Annotated in this window: 23 protein-coding genes; 10 read left to right on the top strand and 13 right to left on the bottom strand. The window is 61.5% G+C overall.

The genetic code is table 11. From position 1 onward, the window contains the following. Window positions 1-200: 200 nt before the first annotated feature. The 4 genes from FHT29_RS09445 to FHT29_RS09460 form a co-directional block, all read right to left on the bottom strand. Window positions 201-569, bottom strand: a complete 369-nt coding sequence (locus FHT29_RS09445; RefSeq protein WP_037197308.1) for a septal ring lytic transglycosylase RlpA family protein — start codon at window positions 567-569, stop codon at window positions 201-203. Window positions 570-967: 398 nt separating this feature from the next. Further along, on the bottom strand, window positions 968-1,840 hold the full coding sequence (locus FHT29_RS09450; protein ID WP_168599685.1) for an SDR family oxidoreductase: 873 nt from the start codon (window positions 1,838-1,840) through the stop codon (window positions 968-970). Beyond that, window positions 1,840-2,997 carry a tRNA epoxyqueuosine(34) reductase QueG gene (gene queG, locus FHT29_RS09455; protein ID WP_168599613.1) on the bottom strand — a complete coding sequence of 386 codons (1,158 nt, stop codon included), beginning with the start codon at window positions 2,995-2,997 and terminating at the stop codon, window positions 1,840-1,842. The genes FHT29_RS09450 and queG overlap by 1 nt, the downstream gene beginning before the upstream one ends. A 12-nt stretch (window positions 2,998-3,009) precedes the next feature. Then, window positions 3,010-3,702: a glutathione S-transferase family protein gene (locus tag FHT29_RS09460; protein ID WP_037197311.1), complete on the bottom strand. Its 693-nt coding sequence runs from the start codon at window positions 3,700-3,702 to the stop codon at window positions 3,010-3,012. Window positions 3,703-3,851: 149 nt separating this feature from the next. On the opposite strand from FHT29_RS09460, the gene FHT29_RS09465 reads away from it, so the two are divergent. Then, window positions 3,852-4,652, top strand: a complete 801-nt coding sequence (locus FHT29_RS09465) for an undecaprenyl-diphosphate phosphatase (RefSeq protein ID WP_037197312.1) — start codon at window positions 3,852-3,854, stop codon at window positions 4,650-4,652. A gap of 71 nt (window positions 4,653-4,723) precedes the next feature. Here the strand turns inward: FHT29_RS09465 and FHT29_RS09470 are convergent, their stop codons facing one another. The 7 genes from FHT29_RS09470 to dnaN form a co-directional block, all read right to left on the bottom strand. Next, window positions 4,724-4,888, bottom strand: coding sequence for a hypothetical protein (locus tag FHT29_RS09470; protein WP_037197313.1), 165 nt, complete (start codon window positions 4,886-4,888; stop codon window positions 4,724-4,726). A 288-nt stretch (window positions 4,889-5,176) separates the two neighbouring features. Next, window positions 5,177-6,157 carry a complex I NDUFA9 subunit family protein gene (locus FHT29_RS09475; protein WP_047641106.1) on the bottom strand — a complete coding sequence of 327 codons (981 nt, stop codon included), beginning with the start codon at window positions 6,155-6,157 and terminating at the stop codon, window positions 5,177-5,179. A 111-nt stretch (window positions 6,158-6,268) separates the two neighbouring features. Next, on the bottom strand, window positions 6,269-6,556 hold the full coding sequence (locus FHT29_RS09480; protein ID WP_037197315.1) for a DUF1330 domain-containing protein: 288 nt from the start codon (window positions 6,554-6,556) through the stop codon (window positions 6,269-6,271). Window positions 6,557-6,583: 27 nt separating this feature from the next. Next, on the bottom strand, window positions 6,584-7,276 hold the full coding sequence (pyrF, locus tag FHT29_RS09485; protein ID WP_047556294.1) for an orotidine-5'-phosphate decarboxylase: 693 nt from the start codon (window positions 7,274-7,276) through the stop codon (window positions 6,584-6,586). Window position 7,277: 1 nt separating this feature from the next. Further along, the gene (locus FHT29_RS09490) at window positions 7,278-7,865 is read right to left on the bottom strand and encodes a histidine phosphatase family protein (RefSeq protein WP_168599614.1); all 588 of its coding nucleotides are present in this window, start codon (window positions 7,863-7,865) and stop codon (window positions 7,278-7,280) included. 9 nt (window positions 7,866-7,874) lie between these two features. Then, entirely contained in the window at window positions 7,875-8,468 is a 594-nt protein-coding gene (pmtA, locus tag FHT29_RS09495) for a phospholipid N-methyltransferase PmtA (protein WP_037197318.1), read from the bottom strand. A 161-nt stretch (window positions 8,469-8,629) separates the two neighbouring features. Next, window positions 8,630-9,748, bottom strand: coding sequence for a DNA polymerase III subunit beta (gene dnaN / locus FHT29_RS09500; protein WP_037197359.1), 1,119 nt, complete (start codon window positions 9,746-9,748; stop codon window positions 8,630-8,632). Between the two features lie 251 nt (window positions 9,749-9,999). Between dnaN and rsmI the strand changes: the two genes are divergently transcribed. The 6 genes from rsmI (at window position 10,000) to FHT29_RS09530 (ending at window position 15,724) form a co-directional block, all read left to right on the top strand. Continuing rightward, entirely contained in the window at window positions 10,000-10,908 is a 909-nt protein-coding gene (gene rsmI / locus FHT29_RS09505; RefSeq protein ID WP_037197319.1) for a 16S rRNA (cytidine(1402)-2'-O)-methyltransferase, read from the top strand. Further along, complete coding sequence (locus FHT29_RS09510) at window positions 10,901-11,269, top strand: YraN family protein (RefSeq protein WP_168599615.1); 369 nt, start codon at window positions 10,901-10,903, stop codon at window positions 11,267-11,269. Before rsmI ends, FHT29_RS09510 begins: the two co-directional genes overlap by 8 nt. A 102-nt stretch (window positions 11,270-11,371) precedes the next feature. Beyond that, the gene (locus tag FHT29_RS09515; protein WP_168599616.1) at window positions 11,372-12,367 is read left to right on the top strand and encodes an endonuclease/exonuclease/phosphatase family protein; all 996 of its coding nucleotides are present in this window, start codon (window positions 11,372-11,374) and stop codon (window positions 12,365-12,367) included. 96 nt (window positions 12,368-12,463) lie between these two features. Continuing rightward, window positions 12,464-12,964 carry a cupin domain-containing protein gene (locus FHT29_RS09520; RefSeq protein ID WP_210255418.1) on the top strand — a complete coding sequence of 167 codons (501 nt, stop codon included), beginning with the start codon at window positions 12,464-12,466 and terminating at the stop codon, window positions 12,962-12,964. Window positions 12,965-13,057: 93 nt separating this feature from the next. Next, window positions 13,058-14,005: a glutathione synthase gene (gene gshB / locus FHT29_RS09525; RefSeq protein ID WP_047556282.1), complete on the top strand. Its 948-nt coding sequence runs from the start codon at window positions 13,058-13,060 to the stop codon at window positions 14,003-14,005. 186 nt (window positions 14,006-14,191) lie between these two features. Then, a complete protein-coding gene (locus FHT29_RS09530; protein ID WP_047556280.1) occupies window positions 14,192-15,724 on the top strand; it encodes a YifB family Mg chelatase-like AAA ATPase in 1,533 nt (510 codons plus the stop codon). 72 nt (window positions 15,725-15,796) lie between these two features. On the opposite strand, the gene cysK is transcribed toward FHT29_RS09530, so the two are convergent. Both cysK and FHT29_RS09540 read right to left on the bottom strand, forming a co-directional pair. Next, window positions 15,797-16,765 (bottom strand): cysteine synthase A, encoded by a 969-nt coding sequence (gene cysK / locus FHT29_RS09535; RefSeq protein WP_047556278.1) that lies wholly within the window; start codon window positions 16,763-16,765, stop codon window positions 15,797-15,799. 136 nt (window positions 16,766-16,901) lie between these two features. Further along, window positions 16,902-17,519: a LysE family translocator gene (locus tag FHT29_RS09540; protein ID WP_168599618.1), complete on the bottom strand. Its 618-nt coding sequence runs from the start codon at window positions 17,517-17,519 to the stop codon at window positions 16,902-16,904. Window positions 17,520-17,648: 129 nt separating this feature from the next. Here FHT29_RS09540 and FHT29_RS09545 point away from each other — a divergent pair, with 129 nt between their 5' ends. From FHT29_RS09545 to FHT29_RS09555, 3 genes are read left to right on the top strand one after another with little or no spacing between them, the layout of a single operon-like run. Beyond that, complete coding sequence (locus FHT29_RS09545; protein WP_168599619.1) at window positions 17,649-18,206, top strand: cysteine hydrolase family protein; 558 nt, start codon at window positions 17,649-17,651, stop codon at window positions 18,204-18,206. A gap of 30 nt (window positions 18,207-18,236) precedes the next feature. Beyond that, window positions 18,237-18,869, top strand: a complete 633-nt coding sequence (locus FHT29_RS09550) for a LysE family translocator (RefSeq protein ID WP_037202919.1) — start codon at window positions 18,237-18,239, stop codon at window positions 18,867-18,869. After that, a complete protein-coding gene (locus FHT29_RS09555) occupies window positions 18,869-19,501 on the top strand; it encodes a hypothetical protein (protein WP_168599620.1) in 633 nt (210 codons plus the stop codon). Before FHT29_RS09550 ends, FHT29_RS09555 begins: the two co-directional genes overlap by 1 nt. Window positions 19,502-19,503: the final 2 nt, after the last annotated feature.

Consider the following 19,503-nt stretch of genomic DNA (forward strand, 5'->3'; position numbering starts at 1 on the left):
GCTTGCGCATGGTCCCGAAACTCGGTGGAGCTGTCGGGAAATGGCATGCGCTGCCAAAATGTCGCTGACGTCTCATCAATCCGCACGAATAGCGCACATGGCGGCGGATTATTGAGACGTCCCAACCGCGTGGTAGCCGCGATTGACGGAGAGAGCAAGCGTTGTGCCGAAATGCCCTATGCTTCCGGCCTGATCGCCGATTACTTCGAGGCGACGACTTCGTAGCAGACGCTGGCGGTGCCGGAGGCGACCATGCCGATATCCTGGGCCGCGGCGCGGGAAAGGTCGAGGACGCGGCCGCGAATGAACGGCCCGCGGTCGTTGATGCGAACGACGACGCTACGACCATTGTGCTTGTTGATGACCCTCAGACGCGTGCCGAAAGCAAGCGAGCGATGGGCGGCAGTAAGGTTTCTGGAACTCATACGTTCCCCGGACGCAGTTTTGGAGCTTCCTCCGTACCATGAGGCGCCTCCGCATCCATTCGAAGCTAATGCCGGTGTCGAAAGAAGAGCAAAGGAGGCGGATATAGTTGCGGCGATTGCCAAAGAACGTCTGATGTTCGTCAAACCGAATTTTCCCTCAAGCTGTTGAACTTGCGCCTTGCGTAGGCGGCGGGGCTTAAATCCGGCCAAAAATGGCGAAAAAGTGCCTGGTTTGATCACGGAATATTACAATATGTAACATTCGTGATGCAAAGCGAACTACATGACTAATAGTTGGATTTATCGATTTGTGGAAAAAATCTAATAAAATCAGTTGAAAATGGAACAATTATTCTTGTCGGCATACGGCGGCGCATAAGTTCACGAAAATCGGAAAAATAATTTTCCGGCCTTGCCACAATTGCTGCCGCATTTGGGCCAATTTAGAGGTCGTTAACCATAATTGTGGAGTAAATTGAACTAGGAGAGGCGGACAAGTAGGAATTTTCGTGCGATTCCTCTTGATTGAAAGACGGGTTTTCCTAGCCGCGCCACCGCCCCGATGACCAGAGCTCCGCAAGCGACATGCGGTATTCGGGAAAGCGAAAGGCAAAACCGAGGGCGCGTAGTTTCGCGTTCGAGACGCGCTTGTTCTCGCCATAGAAGGACCGCGCCATCGGCGTGAGCTCGGCCGTTTCGAAAGGCTGTTCCGGGGGCGGTTCGACACCCATGAGACGGGCGGCTTCGGCGACTATATCCTGTGGCGGCGCGGGCTCGTCGTCCGTGACATTATATATACCGCCGAGCCTGCGGTCCGACAGGAACCGCGCGCAGGCGCCGATGTCTTCGACGCGGATACGGTTGAAAACCTGATTTGCCTTGATCAGCCGCCGCGCCGTGCCCTTTTCCAGATTGCTGAAGGCGTTGCGACCCGGGCCGTAAATGCCGGAAAGCCTGAGCACCGCAACGGGCAAGTCGAGCCTTACGCCGACGCGAAGCCAGCCGTCTTCCGCCTCGACACGCTCCACGGAGCGATCCGCGATCGGATGCAGCGGGGTCTCTTCGCTGATCCAGGCGCCCTTGTGGTCGCCATAGACGCCGACAGTCGACAGATAGCAGATCCATTCCAGCTTCGGCATCAGCGCACGCAAATTGAGCTGCGCCAGTCGCAGCAGAGGATCCCCCGCCTTGCCGGGCGCGATCGATTGCACCAGATGCGTTGCGGATTTCATCGCCTCACGGAGAGCCGGATCGAGCGTCTCGCCGTCGAAGACAAAGGCTTCGATGCCTTCCGCGGCCAATAGCTCCGCCTTGTCGGCCGAACGGGTGGTGCCCGTGATGCGAATGCCGGAGCCCGCGAAAGCCTTGGCGATGGCCGTCCCCGAGTAGCCACAGCCGAAAATCACCACATGCATCATATCGCCCCCGCTATTTTCCATTCCGCGCGAACCTCTTCGTCCGGCTCGTCATCCCTTTCTGCCGCAAACGCGCGAAATTCGCCAGCCGTCATCAGCCGCGACAGCGCCCAGACGGCCATGCCGCGCACGACGGACGAGGGGTCCTTAGTCAGATCGCGGCATAGCTCGATCAAAGCGCGTTCGCCGGAATTGCCGGCGGCGATGAGCACATTGCGGACAAAGCGGTCGCGGCCGATGCGCTTGACCGGCGAGCCGCTGAAGAAGGAGCGAAAGGCCGCATCATCCAATGTCAGCAGAAAGGCGATCGACGGCTCCTTCAGCTCTTCGCGTGCAACCAGCTTCATCTCGGAGGCAGCGCTTGCGAACTTGTTCCAGGGACAGGCGGCAAGACAGTCGTCGCAGCCATAGATACGGTTGCCGATCATCGGCCGGATCTGCGGATCGATCGGTCCCTTGTGTTCGATGGTGAGGTAGGAAATGCAGCGGCGCGCATCGAGTTGATAGGGCGCAGGAAAGGCGGCGGTCGGACAGACATCGAGACAGGCGCGGCAGGAGCCGCAATGATCGATTTCCGGCTCGTCCGGCTCCAGATCGGCCGTGGTGAACATCGATCCGAGAAACAGCCAGGAGCCGTGTGTGCGGCTGACGAGATTGGTGTGCTTGCCTTGCCAGCCGAGTCCTGCTGCGGCCGCCAGCGGCTTTTCCATGACCGGCGCGGTATCGACGAAGACTTTTACGTCCTCCTTGGAGCGCGCGGCAAAGCGGGTGGCAATCTCCTTCAGTCGCCCCTTGATGACATCGTGATAATCACGGTTGCGGGCATAGACGGAGATTGCTGCCTTGTCGGTCTTCTCCAGAATGCTGCGCGGATCTTCGTCCGGACCGTAATTGAGGCCGAAGACGGCTATGGAGCGAGTCTCACGCCAGAGGACGCGCGGATCGCCGCGCCGATCGCGCGTCTCCTCCATCCAGCTCATGGTGCCGTGATGGCCCTGTTCCAGGAACTGGCCGAGCCTGACGGCTGCTTCGGGGATGGCGTCCGGTCGCGTGATGCGGCAGAGGTCAAAGCCTTGGGCGCCTGCCTCTTCGCGCAGAAAGGCGGTCAGTACGCGCCGTCGCTTGCCGGCTTTTTCCGCTTCGCGATCCTCGGGCATATCTAGCCCTCGTTAGAAATCCAGGTCGGCGTAGTGCGAAACCGGAGTTACACCGCGTACGCGCTCCGCCAGAATCGGTCGGAAGGACGGACGCGACTTCAGCCGCTGATACCATTCCTTGGCGACCGGCGATTCCGTCCAGTCGATCTCGCCGAGATAGTCGAGCACGGAAATCGAGGCGGCGGCTGCCAGATCGGCATAGCTCAGCCGCTCGCCGGCGAGCCACTGCCTGGAGCCCGCAAGCCAGGAAAGATACTTCATATGCTGGCGGATATTGCCGCGCGCCATGCGCATCACCTTGGAATCGGGTGCGCCGCCGCCCTGGTCCGCGGTCATCTGCAGCTTGAAGACGCGCTCGCGCGTCAGAGGCCGCGTCACGTCCTGTTCCATCTTCTGCATGAACCATTCCGTCAGCCGGCGAATCTCGGCGCGCTGGAACGGATCCTCGGCCAGAAGGCGGCGATCCCGCTTCAGGACGCCGTGCGTCTCGTCGAGATATTCGGAAATGACAGTCGCGCCACAGAGCGCCCGCATGCTGTCATCGACATAGACGGGCAGGGTTCCCGCGGGATTGAGCGCCAGGAAGTCGCGGCGCTTTTCCCATGTCTGCTCCTCTATCAGCTCCGTCTGATAGCCATATTCGGTCAGGATCAGACGGACGAACCGTGAAGAAGATGACATTGGGTGATGATACAGCGTCGGCATTGATACTCGGGTGTTTCCAATTGGTGCTACGGAGTTTTTGGGTCGCGATCCTGCGGCCCTAGTCATTTGTCATGGGTTGAAGCTATAGGAGCTTGGCCTAGTTTGCACAAGCGAATCGGGCCGCCCTGCCGTTTGACAAAGGACACGATATGGCTGAACAAATTATTATCGCGCTGGTTTTGGGTCTTGTGGAGGGGCTTACGGAGTTCATTCCCGTCTCCTCCACCGGCCACCTGATCTTGCTCGGACACTTCCTCGGCTTCAAGGAAGCCGCCACATTCGACGTTCTGATCCAGCTCGGTGCGATTCTCGCCATCCTGCTTGTCTATTTCAATCGCCTCGTTCAAATCGCCAAGGCGCTGCCTGTGAGCGTCAAGGCCCGCCATTTCGTGCTGGCTGTTCTGTTCGGCTTCCTGCCGGCTGCCGTCATCGGCGCGCTCGCGCATGACTTCATCAAGACCGTTCTGTTTGATTCACCGCAGCTTATCTGTATCTCGCTGATCCTCGGCGGCATTGTGCTGCTCGTCATCGACAAGATCCAGTTCAAGCCCAAATATACCAGCGCCTATGAGTTCTCCTGGCCGATGGCGATCAAGATCGGCTTCTTCCAGTGCCTGGCAATGATTCCGGGAACGTCGCGTTCGGGCTCCACCATCGTCGGCGCCCTGTTGCTCGGGGCCGACAAGCGATCGGCCGCAGAATTTTCCTTCTTCCTCGCCATGCCCACCATGGCGGGCGCCTTTGCGCTGGATCTTTGGAAGAGCCGGCATGATCTCAGCACGGACCAGGGTCTGCTGATCGTCATCGGTTTCGTCACCGCCTTCATATCGGCGCTGCTCGTCGTGCGGGCGTTGCTCGACTTCGTCTCACGCCGCGGCTACGCCCCCTTTGCATGGTGGCGCATTGCCGTCGGCACCCTCGGCCTGATCGGACTTTACACGATCGGCTAATACGGACGGTTTGACGTCGCAATCCTGGAGAAAGATGGGGGCCGGTGAGAACCGGCCTTTTTCATGCTCGATCAGTTCGACGAGGAAGCGCCGATGGAGCCTGTCGTGCAGGGATCGACGCCATAGGCCGGCGCACATTCGCCCTTCACTGAGGCGATGCTGCCGCGGGCCATGAAGGATCCGGCGAGAATCACCAATGCCGCGCACGCAAACAAAAGCGCGATAGACTTACCCATCGAAGAATGCCTTTCCGCAGAAGTGTGAAGCGCCCCTCAGACCAGCTCACTGTCCAAGCCTGAGACGCGCGGTTGTGTTAGTCAGTGGAATGAGCAATAGCAATAAATGTTCATATTAAATTTGACGTTAATGCTACTATTTCCACACTGCGTCTTTTGAGCAACGCTGAGCTGTGAATGACGGTGCTCTGCCAGCCTGCTGGAGCAGGTTTCTGCCGTTAAGGAGCAATAAAAAACGCCGCTCGGCAAAGCCGGGCGGCGCGTGAATTTCGTGGAATGGCCGAATCGTTAGGCTGCTTTGCCCGAGCCGGTGAACTGACCCTGCGGACGATAGCGGACCAGATAGGACGGCAGCACGGAGATGAGCAGCGTCGGCAGCAGGCCGATGTCCTTCAGCGTCCGTCCTTCCGCCTCGGCCTGCTTGGAAACGACATTGTCGCTCTTCAGCAGCGTGACCTGGTCTGGCGTGATCGGCGGCGTGATGAGCGGCACCAGCGACGCGATCGAGCCCATCAGCGAGGCGACAGCGAACGGGATCGAGACGAGCGTCTTCTTCCGGTTGATGACGGACAGCGTGGTCTCGAGACACTCGCGGAAGGTAAGCACTTCCGGGCCGCCCAGTTCGTAGGTCGTGCCGGCCTTCAGCTTGCCGTCGACGCTGCGCGCAACGGCCTCGGCGACATCTTCGACATAAACAGGCTGGAATTTGGTCTCGCCGCCGCCGATCAGCGGGAGGAAGGGTGCCGTGCGCGACATATCGGCGAACTTGTTGAAGAAGCCATCTTCAGGTCCGAAGACGATCGAAGGCCGCATGATCACTGCATCCGGCTTGATCGACAGGATGGCTGCCTCGGCGCGGGCCTTGGTGCGGGCATAGGCCGAAGCGGAATTGGCATTGGCGCCGAGCGCGGAAATATGCGTCAGCGAAGCGCCGACGCCGCGTGCGGCCTCAGCGATGGCCTTGGCGCCGAATTCCTGCACGGCGTCGAAGGTGTTGCGGCCGCTTTCGGCCAGGATACCGACGCAGTTGACGACATGCTGCGCGCCTTCGACGGCGCGGTCGATGGAATTGCGATAGCGCACATTGGCCTGGACGATCGAAATCTGGCCGAGATTACCGGCCGGCACCAGGAAACCGGCAAGGTCGGGACGGCGTACGGCGACGCGGATGCGATAGCCACGCTTGGCAAGCGTGCGCACCACATGCCGCCCGATGAAGCCTGATCCTCCGAACACGGTAACGAGCGGCGGGAGGTCGGACAGGGTCATGGCAGGCTCCTCGAAAGGCTTTGATTGGGCTGATCTGATTTCGTCTTAACCGATCGGAGCGCCGAGGTGAAGTGCTATCGCGCTGCATCGCAGCGTCACATTTCGAAGGGGTCAAATCCCTTCGACGACGACCATTTCCGCATCCGCTACTTCATGGCGGATTTTGGCGGCCGCCTGGTATTCCGGCGAGTTGTAGCAATCGACGGCATGCTGCAGCGACGGAAATTCGATGACGACGTTGCGGCCGCGGGCCTGCCCCTCAAGCGGGGTGAATGCACCACCACGGGCAAGGAAATTCGCGCCGTATTTCTCGAAAGCCGGCTTGGCGCCGGCGACGTAGTCCTTGTAGCGCTCGAGGTCGCGAACATCGACGCGTGCAATCCAGTATCCCTTTGCCATATTTGCCTCCCTGTTTCCCGTAATGATCTAGAGTGCGGCGTCGATCTCGGCGAGGATGGCCCGGGCCGCCTCCTTGGGATCGGCTGCCTTGACGATGGGCCGGGCGACGACGAGATGGCTCGAGCCGGCCTTGATGGCGGCGGCCGGCGTCATCACACGCTTCTGGTCGCCCTTGTCGCTACCATCAGGCCGGATGCCGGGAGTTACCAGCGCCATGTCCGGGCCGATGATCTTGCGCACGGCGGCTGCCTCCTCGGCCGAACAGACGATGCCGCCCATGCCGGCGAGACGCGCCTGCTCGGCGCGGCGCAGCACCAGCGTATGCGGATCATATTCATAGCCGGCGGCAATCAGATCCTCTTCGTCCATCGACGTCAGCACGGTGACGCCGAGCAGGCAAAGATCCGATCCCTTGGCTGCGGCGACGGCCGCTTTCATTGCCTTTGGATAGGCATGCAGCGTCAGCATCGACATGCCCATCTTGACGATGTTCTCGACGCCGGAGGCCACTGTGTTGTCGATGTCGAGCAGCTTCATATCGAGGAAGATCCTCTTGCCGTCGGCGGCGAGATCGCGCGCGAATTCCAGGCCGCCGGCAAAGGCGAGCTGATAGCCGATCTTGTAGTAGAGGATATCGTCGCCGAGGGCGCCGACCACTTTTTCGGCCTCCTGAAGATTTGGGACATCCAGTCCAACGATCAAGCGGTCGCGTGCGGTCATCTCAAGCCCATCCCATCCAATCTTCCATGGGTGTCCAGTCGCATGAGACGACACGCTTCGCAAGATCGAAACAGAAAAGATTGCCGCCGCCGGGAGGCTGATCGGCCTGTCGCGCGATCGGCTTTCCTTCCAGATGGCATCTCAGCAGCGTGCCGACGCCGCCATGCCCGACGAAGGCGATCGGCACCTGCGGATCATGCCGCGAAAGTACGGCATCGACATTGGAGACGATCCTTGCCTGCGCATCGATGGCGCGCTCCCAGCCTTTGAAGCTCTCGTGCGGATGGGCAAAGAACCAGTCCGCCGCCTTCTCGAATTCCGGTGGGGTCAGGAAGCCCGTGGCGCTGCGGTCGTTTTCATGCATGGTCTCGATGATTTCGACTGATGCACCGCTTGTGGCCGCGAGAATTTCGGCTGTTTCTATCGCCTTGCGTTCGCCGCTGGAGACGATCAGGCCAAGCCTGTGCGCCCAGGGGTGCGTCGCCGCCAAGCGTGCTCTTGCCGCGCCGATCTCGGAAAGTCCCCATTGCGGCACGGGAATGTCCGGGTCGATGCGCACCTGGGGGTGCGTGACATAGAGGGCGTACATAGGATTGCCTCAACCGCGGCTGTAGATCCAGAGCTGGGCCGGCGGAATATTGCGGACGATGAAGTCGAAGTGGCGGATGTGATAGCGATCCGGCCTGGCGATGATCGGCGAGACCGGCCCATAGGAGATCTGCACGACGGGACGGCCAGGCGGCATGCGGTCCAGCAGGCTCTCCAGCAGCGCGACACGCGCCTGCATCGGGAAATTAAGGAGCGGAATGCCTGACACGACGGAATCGAACGTCTGGCCGCGCAGGACGCCGAGCGTCTTGTCTAGATCGAAGGCATCGCCATTGATGAAATGGACGCCGGGATAGAGCTTGACGAGGTGATTGTAGAAGTCGGTGGAATATTCGATGGCGACGAGGTTCTGGGGCTCAACGTCGCGCGCCAGGATTGCCTTGGTGATGGCTCCCGTACCTGGGCCTAATTCCAGCACCGGCAGCCCGGATTGCGTGTTGATGATGCTCGCCATCTTACGGGCGGTGATCGAGGACGTCGGGGCGATCGAACCCACGGTCTTCGGCCCCTGCATCATGCCCTTGAAGAAACGGATCTCCTCGTCGAATTTCTTGCCCAGCCGTTCCTTGAGACGCAACGCCATGCTCTCCCCCACCAGATGTTATGGTCGCGACTTACATACCGCTTATCGCGAATCTTGCAATGCGATGACGCAATAACAAGAGAAAATGTCGCAATCCACAAAGGAAAAAATAAAAGCACCCTTTGCGTCTGAGAAACGCATGAAAGGGCGCTTTGGTTTCGTCAGACGCGCATCGGCATCAGAACATACAGCGCGTCGTCGCCGGCCGTATCGCGAATGAGGGTCGGCGAGCCGGCGTCGGCAAGCAGGAATACCGCCGATTCGCCCGAGAGCTGCGCCGTGATATCGAGCAGATATTTGGCGTTGAAGCCGATTTCCATCGGATCCATCTCGTAGCCGACAGCCACTTCTTCCGTCGCACTTCCCGAATCCGGATTGTTGACCGTCAGCAGCAGCTGACCGTCGGACAGCGCCAGCTTCACCGCGCGGCCGCGCTCCGAAGAAATGGTCGACACACGATCGACGGCCTGGGCGAAGGACTGGCAATCGACCCGCATTTCCTTGTCGTTGTTGGTCGGTATGACCCGCTGGTAATCGGGGAAGGTGCCGTCGATCAGCTTCGATGTCATGACGATGGACCCGATCGTGAGGCGGATCTTGGCGTCGGAGACCTCGACGGTCACGATCGCATCCGGCGTGTCCACCAGCTTCTGCAACTCGCCGACCGTCTTGCGCGGGATGATGATGCCAGGCATGCCTTCGGAGCCCGAAGGGGCGGTGACATCGGCGCGGGCAAGGCGATGGCCATCGGTGGCGACGGCCCTCAGCTTCAGGTCGCCATCGCTTTCGATCGTGTGGAAAAAGATGCCGTTCAGGTAATAGCGGGTCTCTTCGGTGGAGATCGCGAACTGCGTCCGGTCGATCAGCATCTTCAGATCCGCCGCCTTCAGCTTGAAGGAATGGCTGAAGCTGCCGGCGGTGAGATCCGGAAAATCGGATTCCGGCAGGCATTGCAGCGAGAATTTCGACCGGCCGGAGGCAACCGTCATGGAGCTGCCGTCGGGGTTGGTGGCGAGAAGCACTTCCGATCCGTCGGACAGCTTGCGCACGATATCGTAGAGCAGGTGCGCCGGCACGGTGGTGGCACCTGCCTGCTCGACATTGGCGGGCGTCGCCTCGGTGATTTCGAGATCGAGGTCCGTCGCCTTCATGTCGAGGCTTGCACCCTCGGCCTTCAGCAGCACGTTGGACAGGATCGGGATCGTATTGCGACGCTCGACCACGCGATGCACGTGGTTCAGCGACTTCAGGAGGTTCGACCGCTCAATTGTAATACGCATGGATGCTACCGCTTTCGACCGTGACTTTCCGGGCGGCCCGAAGCGCCCGAATGACATGTTTTCGGACAAGGCCCGAAAGATTGGACGGGCAAAATGGCAGACTTCAGCATGCGAATGCAAGAGGCATGGGGCGTTTGTCGCGTGCCAATTGAACATTTGGCCGACAATGCTCACAGGATTTGCACCGCTCTTGCCGTCGGGCCGAGCCTCGCCCATAAAGGCGATGAATCCGAGGCGAATTCAGGACAGGCATGAACGAAGACCATTCAAGCGGCGGGGCGCGCAGTTTCCGCCTGCATAATACCACGGTTCCAGCCCGTCCTCTCGAACCGGCGCTCTACCTTGTCGCCACGCCGATCGGCAATCTCGGCGATATCACGTTGAGGGCGCTGGAGACGCTGGCGGGCGCCGATGTTCTGGCCTGCGAGGATACCCGCGTCACCCGCGTCCTGCTCGATCGCTACGGCATCCAGAACAGGCCTTATGCCTATCATGAGCACAATGCCGATGAAGCAGGGCCGCGTCTGCTGCAGGCGCTGGAGGCCGGCCGTTCAGTGGCGCTGGTCTCCGACGCCGGCACACCGCTCGTCTCCGATCCCGGCTATAGGCTGGCCCGGCAAGCCATCGAGGCGGGATACAAGGTCGTTCCGATTCCTGGCGCCTCGGCGCCGCTGGCGGCTCTCGTCGGCTCCGGCCTGCCCAACGATGCCTTCTTTTTTGCCGGCTTTCTGCCAGCGAAAGACAAGGGCAAGAGGGACCGGCTGGCGGAGCTTGCGGGCATCCCCGCGACCCTCATCTTCTTTGAATCGCCGCATCGTATCGCCGCCACGCTTGCCGCCGCCGCCGATGTGCTCGGGGCCGAACGCCCAGCCGCCGTCTGCCGGGAGCTCACCAAGACCTTCGAGGAATTCCGCCGCGGGTCGCTCGCCGACCTCGCCGCCTTTTACGATAAGGTCGACAACGTGAAGGGCGAAATCGTCTGGCTCGTCGGCCCGCCGGCGGAAAGCGTGACGGCCGAGGCTGATGTCGATGCCATCCTTGCCGACCTCGCGGGGACAATGCCGACGGCGAAGGCCGCAGCGGAAGCCGCCCGGCTGACCGGCCTGCCGCGCAAGGAGCTTTATCAACGGCTTCTCGACATGAAGGGGCCGCATGGGTGAGCCGGACGAAAGGCTGAAACGGCGAAAAGCCTGGCGCCGCGGCCATGTGGCCGAATATCTGGCGGCGGTCTTTCTGCTCTTCAAAGGTTATCGCATCCTGGCCGTCCGTCATCGCACCAAGCTCGGAGAGATAGACATCGTGGCCCGCAAGGGCGATCTCGCCGTCTTCGTCGAGGTCAAGTCCAGGCGAGGCGCGCAGGAGGCGATCGACGCCGTTTCCTTCTCTTCGCAAAAGCGCATCCGCGCCGCCAGCGACCTCTGGCTGGCGCGGCAACCGGATTTCGCCCGTCTGTCGCAACGCTACGACATCGTCGCCATGCTGCCCGGACGCTGGCCGCGGCATTTTCCGGATGCCTTTTGAGGACAGCGTTACAGGAACGTCACAAAATCAGCCTATTGGCGGGCGAAACGCGTTCGCGATCTTTTCGCCGGCGCTCTTCATCTCGTTTCGACAGGCTTTCCCATGATCCGCAGCACCGTTTCCGCTTTCTCCGTTCCTTCGCAAGAGGAACGCAAAAGCTTCATCTCGCTCGAAAAGACGCCGGCCGTTCACGCTGCTGTCCTGGCATCGCTTGCCTGCATGAATACAGTGCGGATCGGCGGCGCCACGGCGAAGACTGGCGCTTTGTCCTTCCCCTTCACGGTCGCGGCCTGGAACCTCGAACGTTGCCTTTTTCCGGAGGAAGCCGCGGCCAAGCTGCGGACGACTGAAGCGCCGCTGGTGCTGCTTTCGGAGATGGACTACGGCATGGCCCGCACCGAGCAGCGTGACCCGACCGCCGTCATCGCCGGCGAACTTGCCATGAACTACGCCTACGGCGTAGAATTCCTGGAACTCAGTCTCGGCTCGGAAATCGAGCGTTCCTACTGCCGTGACGACTTCAACGAAAAGGGCTTTCACGGCAATGCTTTGATGGCTTCCGTTGCCCTCACGGATGCTTTCCTCTTCCGGTTGCCGGGTGAAGCCGTCTGGTTCAATGACGACAACGAGCAGCCGCGTGTCGGCGATCGCTGCGCCGTCGGCGCGATCGTCGGAACCGAGGCCGGCCCTTTCGTCGCCGTTTCGGTCCATCTCGAAAGTGTGGCAACTGCTGCCTATCGCGAGCGGCAGACGGCGGCGCTGATCGACGCTGTCGAGGCCTTTGCGCCCGGCCTTCCGATCCTGATCGGCGGCGATCTCAACACCGGCAATCACACCGGCGGCGACTTCTCGACCGATACTCTCTTCGCCATGGCGGAGAGCCGCGGCTTCGAATGCCATGGCGGCCCGCTCGATCAGACAAGCACGCGCCCAAGCCTTATCACCCGCTTTCCCGATCGCGCCATGAAGCTCGACTGGTTCCTGAGCCGGGGCCTGAAGATCAGCGAAAGCCATCTCGTTTCCTCGCTGAACGAGGACGGCAAGCCGCTTTCCGATCATGACATGATCGTCTGCACCATCGAGGGTTTTGTCGCCTGATCGTTGCAACCGTTAAAATGCGAGGTTTTTCCTGAACCGCGCCGTTACCTCTTCCATGCCATGAAGGTCGTGACGCGCATGGAATTGGGGGATTGCATGGTCTTGAAATTGATGTTGGCAAGCATGGCCGCATTCGCGGTTCGTGCCGCTCCGGTGGTGGCATTGCCACAATCGAAGAACTTCGTGGCCGGTTCTGCCGGTGAGATGGAAATGATACCGGCGCCGATCGAACCGTCCTGGATTGTGGCCGGCGCGCCGGTCGCCCGCATTGCCGAGCATTCGCGCGGGCAGGACGATGCCGCGCTGACGGCGCTGTGGGATTGTACGGCGGGCGAGTTTCGCTGGTACTTCGGCTGGGACGAAACGGTGATGATCCTCGAAGGCGAGGTGCATATCACCACGGAGGACGGCGTCGAACGCACGCTCAATGCCGGAGACGTCGCCTATTTTGCCGGCGGCACATGGGCGACGTGGCGCATCGATCGCTATCTGCGCAAGGTGGCCTTCTGCCGCAAGCCGTTCCCGAAGCCGTTGACCATGGCCTATCGCCTGCGCAATCTCGTCAGGCAGGGCGGCACCCAGGGTCTTGCAGCCTGAGCGCGGCGAGCCTCTGCGGAAGCTCTTGAATAGCCGTTGCGTTTGAAGGCGGGCCGACCTACATCTGTCCGCGAATTCGAGCGAGGGCTGACTATGGCGAAGATTAGGAATGTCGCGGTCCAGATGGACCATGTCCGGGGCATCAACATTGCGGGCGATTCGACCTTCGCCATGAGCCTCGAGGCCCAGAACCGCGGCTACAAACTTTTCCATTATACGCCGGAACAGCTGAGCATGCGCGACGGCAAGGTCTATGCTTCCGTCGAGCCGATGATCCTGCGTGACGTCAAGGGCGATCATTTCGAGCTTGGCGAGCCGGAACGTGTCGATCTCTCAACCATGGATGTGGTGTTGCTTCGCCAGGATCCGCCCTTCGACATGGCCTACATCACCTCGACGCATCTCTTGGAGCGCATCCATCCGAAGACCCTCGTCGTCAACGATCCCGCCTGGGTGCGCAACTCGCCGGAAAAGATTTTCGTCACCGAATTCGCCGATCTGATGCCGAAGACGCTGATCACCCGCGATGCCGGCGAAATCCGCCGCTTCCGCGAGGAGATGGGCGACATCATCCTGAAGCCGCTTTACGGCAATGGCGGCGCCGGCGTTTTCCACTCGACGCGCGACGACCGCAATTTGTCATCTCTGCTTGAAATGTTCGGCCAGCTCTTCCGCGAGCCCTTCATCGCCCAGCAATACCTGCCTGACGTGCGCAAGGGCGACAAGCGCATTATCCTCGTCGACGGCGAGCCTGTCGGCGCGATCAACCGCGTGCCGGCCGAACATGACAGCCGCTCCAACATGCACGTCGGCGGTCGCGCCGAGGCCACCGAGCTGACGGCGCGCGAACAGGAAATCTGCGCCCGCATCGGTCCGGCGCTGAAGGCCCGCGGCTTCCTGCTCGTCGGCATCGATGTCATCGGCGACTATATGACCGAGATCAACGTCACCTCGCCAACAGGCATCCGCGAAGTGAAGCGTTTCGGCGGCGCCGATATCGCCAGCCTGCTCTGGGACGCGATCGAATCCAAGCGGGCCTGATCGGCGGATCTGTCCACTCATTCCAGCCCATGACCTGAGAAGCCGGCGCTTGGTCGCCGGCCGATTTATGATGTCTATGTTCATTTATTGTTCTTGTTTCATTCCTTGTCTTATGCCAGATTGCAACCCATAGTTTGCTGATCAGGGCAAGTAGCGGCAAACGAGTCCGATGACAGGGGGCAGGGCATGGTGGCGCGCGTCAGTACGGTTGCGTTTCAGGGTATCGAGGGCGTGCCCGTCGAAGTTCAGGTGATGATCGCGCCGGGCAAGGTGCTGATGCACATCGTCGGCTTGCCTGACAAGGCGGTGGCCGAAAGCCGCGAACGGGTCCAGGCAGCGCTCCATGCCTCCGGCCTGGCGCTGCCGCCGAAGAAGGTGACGGTCAACCTTGCGCCGGCAGACCTGCCGAAAGAAGGCAGTCACTTCGATCTTGCCATCGCTCTCGGCCTGATGGCAGCCCTCGGCGCAATCCCGGCCGATGCACTATCCTCCTATGCCGTCATCGGCGAGCTCAACCTCGATGGCACGATTGCTCCCGTCGCGGGCGCCTTACCGGCGGCGATCGCCGCCAATGCCGTGGGCAAGGGGCTGATCTGCCCCGCCGAGAGCGGGCCGGAAGCCGCCTGGGCGGGCAAGGAGATCGATATTCTCGCGCCCCGCAGCCTGATCGCGCTCGCCAATCATTTCCGCGGCACACAGGTCCTGTCCCGCCCGGAGCCGTCGATCCGCGCCGCCGCCGCCAATCTGCCCGATCTTGCCGACATCAAGGGGCAGGAGAGCGCCAAGCGCGCGCTGGAAGTGGCGGCAGCAGGCGGTCACAATCTGCTTTTCGTTGGCCCGCCCGGTTCCGGCAAGTCGATGCTCGCCTCGCGCCTGCCGTCGATATTGCCGCCATTGTCGACGGCGGAACTGCTCGAAGTGTCGATGATCCATTCCGTCGCAGGCCAGCTTTCGGGCGGCAAGCTCTCCGACCGGCGGCCCTATCGCGCGCCGCATCATTCCGCCACCATGGCAGCGCTCGTCGGCGGCGGTCTGCGCGCCAGGCCCGGTGAGGCCTCGCTCGCTCATCACGGCATTCTCTTTCTCGATGAGCTGCCGGAGTTCTCACCGCAGGCGCTCGATGCATTGCGCCAGCCGCTGGAGACCGGCGAATGCGTCATTGCCCGCGCGAACCATCGCGTTTCCTACCCCGCCGCCATCCAGCTCGTCGCGGCGATGAACCCTTGCCGATGCGGCATGGCCGGCGAACCGGGCCACACCTGCGCCCGCGGGCCGCGCTGCGTGAGCGATTATCAGGGACGCATTTCCGGGCCCTTGCTTGATCGCATCGATATTCGCATCGACGTGCCCGCCGTTTCCGCCGCCGATCTGATCCGGCCGACGACGGCGGAAAAGAGCGCCGATGTTGCGTTGCGTGTTGCTCGCGCCCGGGAGCGGCAGCGAGAGCGTTTCGAGAGCGCCGGCATGAAGGGGATCGTCACCAATGCCCGCTGCTCGACCGCGATGATCGAAACCATTGCCGAGCCGGATGCCGCCGGCCTGCAATTGCTGCGGGATGCGGCGGAGAAGATGAAGTTTTCGGCTCGCGGCTATCACCGCATCCTCAAGGTGGCGCGCACGCTCGCCGATCTCGACGACAAGCCGACCGTCGGGCGCATTCATCTGGCCGAAGCCATCTCCTATCGCATTGCTGGCGAGCGGCTGACCGCGGCTGCGTGAAACCCGCAAGGACCAGAAATGACAAAGGGCGCTGCGGCGCCCTCTGAATGCTTGGCAAGGGGGTAGGTCTTGTCAGCCGCCCAAACCTTCGAACAGCGCCGTCGAGAGATAGCGTTCGGCGAAGGAGGGTATGATGACGACGATGGTCTTGCCTTCGTTTTCCGGGCGCTGGCCGACTTTGATGGCCGCCGTCAGCGCAGCACCCGAGGAGATACCGACCGGCACGCCTTCGAGCTTCGCCACGAGCCGGGCCAGCTGGAAAGCCTCGTCATTGGTGACGGTGACCACCTCGTCATAGACATGGGTGTCGAGGATCTTCGGCGCGAAGCCGGCGCCGATGCCCTGGATCTTGTGCGGGCCGGGATTGCCGCCCGAAAGAACCGGTGAATCCGCTGGCTCGACAGCGATGACCTTGACGTCAGGATTGCGGGCCTTCAGCACCTGGCCGACGCCGGTGATCGTGCCGCCAGTGCCGATGCCGGACACGAAGATATCCACCTTGCCCTCGGTGTCGTTCCAGATTTCCTCGGCCGTCGTCTTGCGATGGATTTCCGGATTGGCCGGGTTTTCGAACTGCTGCGGAATGATGGCGTCCGGCAGCGTTGCGGCCAGTTCCTCCGCCTTGGCGATGGCGCCCTTCATGCCTTTCGGCCCTTCGGTCAGCACCAGTTCGGCGCCGAGCAGCGCCAGCATCTTGCGGCGTTCGATCGACATGGTCTCCGGCATGGTGAGGATCAGCTTGTAGCCCTTGGCGGCGGCGGCGAAGGCGAGCGCGATGCCGGTATTGCCAGACGTCGGCTCGATCAGCACGGTCCTGCCGGGGGCGATCTTGCCCTGGCTTTCCAGGCTCTCGATCATGGCAACGCCGATGCGGTCCTTCACGGAGGCGATCGGATTGAAGAATTCGAGCTTTGCCAGGAGGTTGGCCTTGACGCCCTTCTCCTTAGCCAGCTTGTCGAGACGGACGATCGGCGTATCGCCGATGGTCTCGGTGATCGAGGCGTAGACGCGGCCGCGGCCTGGTTTGCGGGTGTCGGACATGGGTAGCTCTCCCTATATTTGAATTGTGGAGTGACAATAGGATCAAACGCCTGCGGAAACCAGAGTGCGCTCATTCTCCCGGCTTGTCGCCCGTGAGAAAAGAATCTCTCAAGAGGCCTCTTCAGAGAAGGTTTTTTCAGGCCGCGCGGGCGGCGATAAAGGCGGCCGTGCCGGCGAGAATGCTGGCGGCGACCCTGTTCAATATCTGCAGGGCTCTTGGCTTCTTCAGGAAGGTTCGAGCCCGCGAGGCAAGCAGCATGTAGGGCACGAGGACGACCAGAAGAACGACGAAGGTTGCAGCCAGCAGCATGGCATATTCACGCAGGCCGATACTGCCGATGTCGATGAGCGTCGGCACGAGCGCGACATAGAAGAGCATGGTCTTCGGATTGCCGAGCGTCACCAGCAAGCCCGAGAGAAAGGCCATGCCGGCGCCGTTCGATTTCTTCGCCACGACATCGGTCGACAGCAGACCGGCGGTCCAGAGCTTCCAGGCGATATAGCCGAGATAGAGGGCGCCGACGATCTTGATGACGAGAAAGACCTCGGTAAAGGTCTGCGCCACGAAGGCAAGGCCAAGGACGACTGCCGTCAGGTAGATGGTGTCGCCGAGCACGAGGCCAAGGCCCATGAAGAAGGTCTCGCGGAAGCCGGAGCCGAGCGCGCGGGCCACGATCGCCGTAATGCCCGGGCCGGGAATTGCCGCGGCGATGAAGAGAGCGCCGCAATAGGCGAGCAGGGATGCAAGCGTCATGGCAATTTCCTCCTCAGATGGTGCTTGCTCTATCGCACCACCTTTGCGTTTTCAAGCGATTGCGCTGATGCTGCGAACAGATTACCAAGGAGTTAACGGCGCGTCGAAACCGCTTTGCCCAAGGATATCATGTCTTCTGCATTGCTCCTGATCGATCTTCAGAATTCCATCCTGACCGGCCTCGGCAAGCCGGGCCGGCAGCCGGCGATCGATGCGGCGCTGGAGGCGGTCGTCGCAAAGCTTGCGGCGCTGAAGCACAGGGCGCGCGCCGCCGGCATTCCGGCCTTCATCGTCCAGCATGATGGCGGTCCGGGTCATCGCCTGGTCAAGCGCAGCGAAGGCTGGCAATTGCGCCGGGAAATCGCCCCCGAGGCCGGCGATGTGGTGGTGCACAAGGCGAGCTGTGATTCCTTCTTCGAAACCGATCTCGAGGCGAAGCTGCGGGCCCGAGGCGTTACCCGTCTTTTCATCGGCGGCTGCATGACGCAATTCTGCGTGGACACGACAGCGCGCCGCGCCGTTTCTCTCGGCTTCGACGTCTCGCTGATCTCCGATGGCCACACCACGGCTGACATGGGCAAGCTGACCTTCGAAGAGATTGTCTCCCATCACAATATGCTGCTTGACGGCTTCGATGCCGGGCCGCATGAAATCAACTTGATCGCGTCCAGCGAAATTCTCTTCTGAATTCCTTCATCCCGCCGCCGGAGCTCCCCGATGCCGCATCTGACCAGCATGATCGCCTTTGCCTTGATCGCTCTCGGCATGGTTTTGACCCCCGGGCCGAATATGATCTATCTGGTGTCGCGATCGATCTCGCAGGGGCCGGCGGCAGGGCTGATCTCGCTCGGCGGCGTGGCCTTGGGCTTCGTCTTCTACATGCTCTCGGCCGCGCTCGGCATCACAGCTTTCGTCCTCGCCGTGCCCTTCGCCTATGATGCATTGCGCCTGGCAGGCGCCGCCTATCTCGCTTGGCTGGCCTGGAATGCGCTGAAGCCCGGCGGTCGTTCCGCCTTTCAGGTGCGCGAGCTGCCGAAGGACAGCAAGCGCCGGCTGTTTTCGATGGGACTGGTGACCAGCCTGCTGAACCCGAAGGTCGCAGTGCTTTATCTTTCGCTGCTGCCGCAGTTCATCGATCCCGCCAACGGCAGCGTCTTCACGCAATCCGTCGTCTTCGGCTTCGTCCACATTGCCGTCAGCCTGACCTTCAATGCCATTTTCGCGCTGACCGCCGGTTCCGTCGCGCTGTTCTTCGTCCGCCGCCCGTCCTTCGCGCTGGTGCAGCGCTGGTTGATGGGCACGGTGCTGGCGGGCCTTGCTGTTCGTATGGCTTTCGAAGCGCAGCGTTGATGCGGAGGCTTCCGCTGCGGCTGGCCGCAGGCTTGCTTGCACTCGCATCATGCGGTTTTGTCTCCGCGGCTTCTGCGGCGGAGACGACGACGCGCACGATCGTTTTCCTGCGCCATGGTGAAAAGCCGGAGGCCGGTCTCGGGCAGCTGAGCTGTCAGGGGCTTAACCGCGCGCTCGCCTTGCCACCAGTGCTGACGCGGCTCTTCGGTCATCCCTCAGCGGTCTTTGCGCCCGATCCATCGAAACGGAAGGAAGACTCCGGCGCCTCCTACGATTATGTGCGCCCGCTCGCGACCATCGAGCCCACCGCCATCGCACTCGGGCTGCCGGTCGATACCAGCTTCGGCTATGAGGATATCGACGGCCTGAAGGCCGCGCTCGAAAAGCCTGATTATGCCGGCAAGCTGATCTTCGTCGCCTGGGAGCATAAGCAGATTGTCGATCTCGCCCGTCAATTGATGAGTGAGAATGGCGGTGACGCCAAGGCGGTGCCGAAATGGCATGGCAAGGATTTCGACAGTCTCTATGTCCTACATCTCGGCGGAGACGGGGCGAAGCCGAGCGCGAGTTTCGAGAAACTGACCGAGGGTCTCGACGGCCAGCCGGAAACCTGCCCGCAACCAGCCAAATAAGC

It is taken from the genome of Rhizobium sp. SG741 (assembly GCF_012275435.1).
Taxonomy (GTDB): Bacteria; Pseudomonadota; Alphaproteobacteria; order Rhizobiales; family Rhizobiaceae; genus Rhizobium; species Rhizobium lusitanum.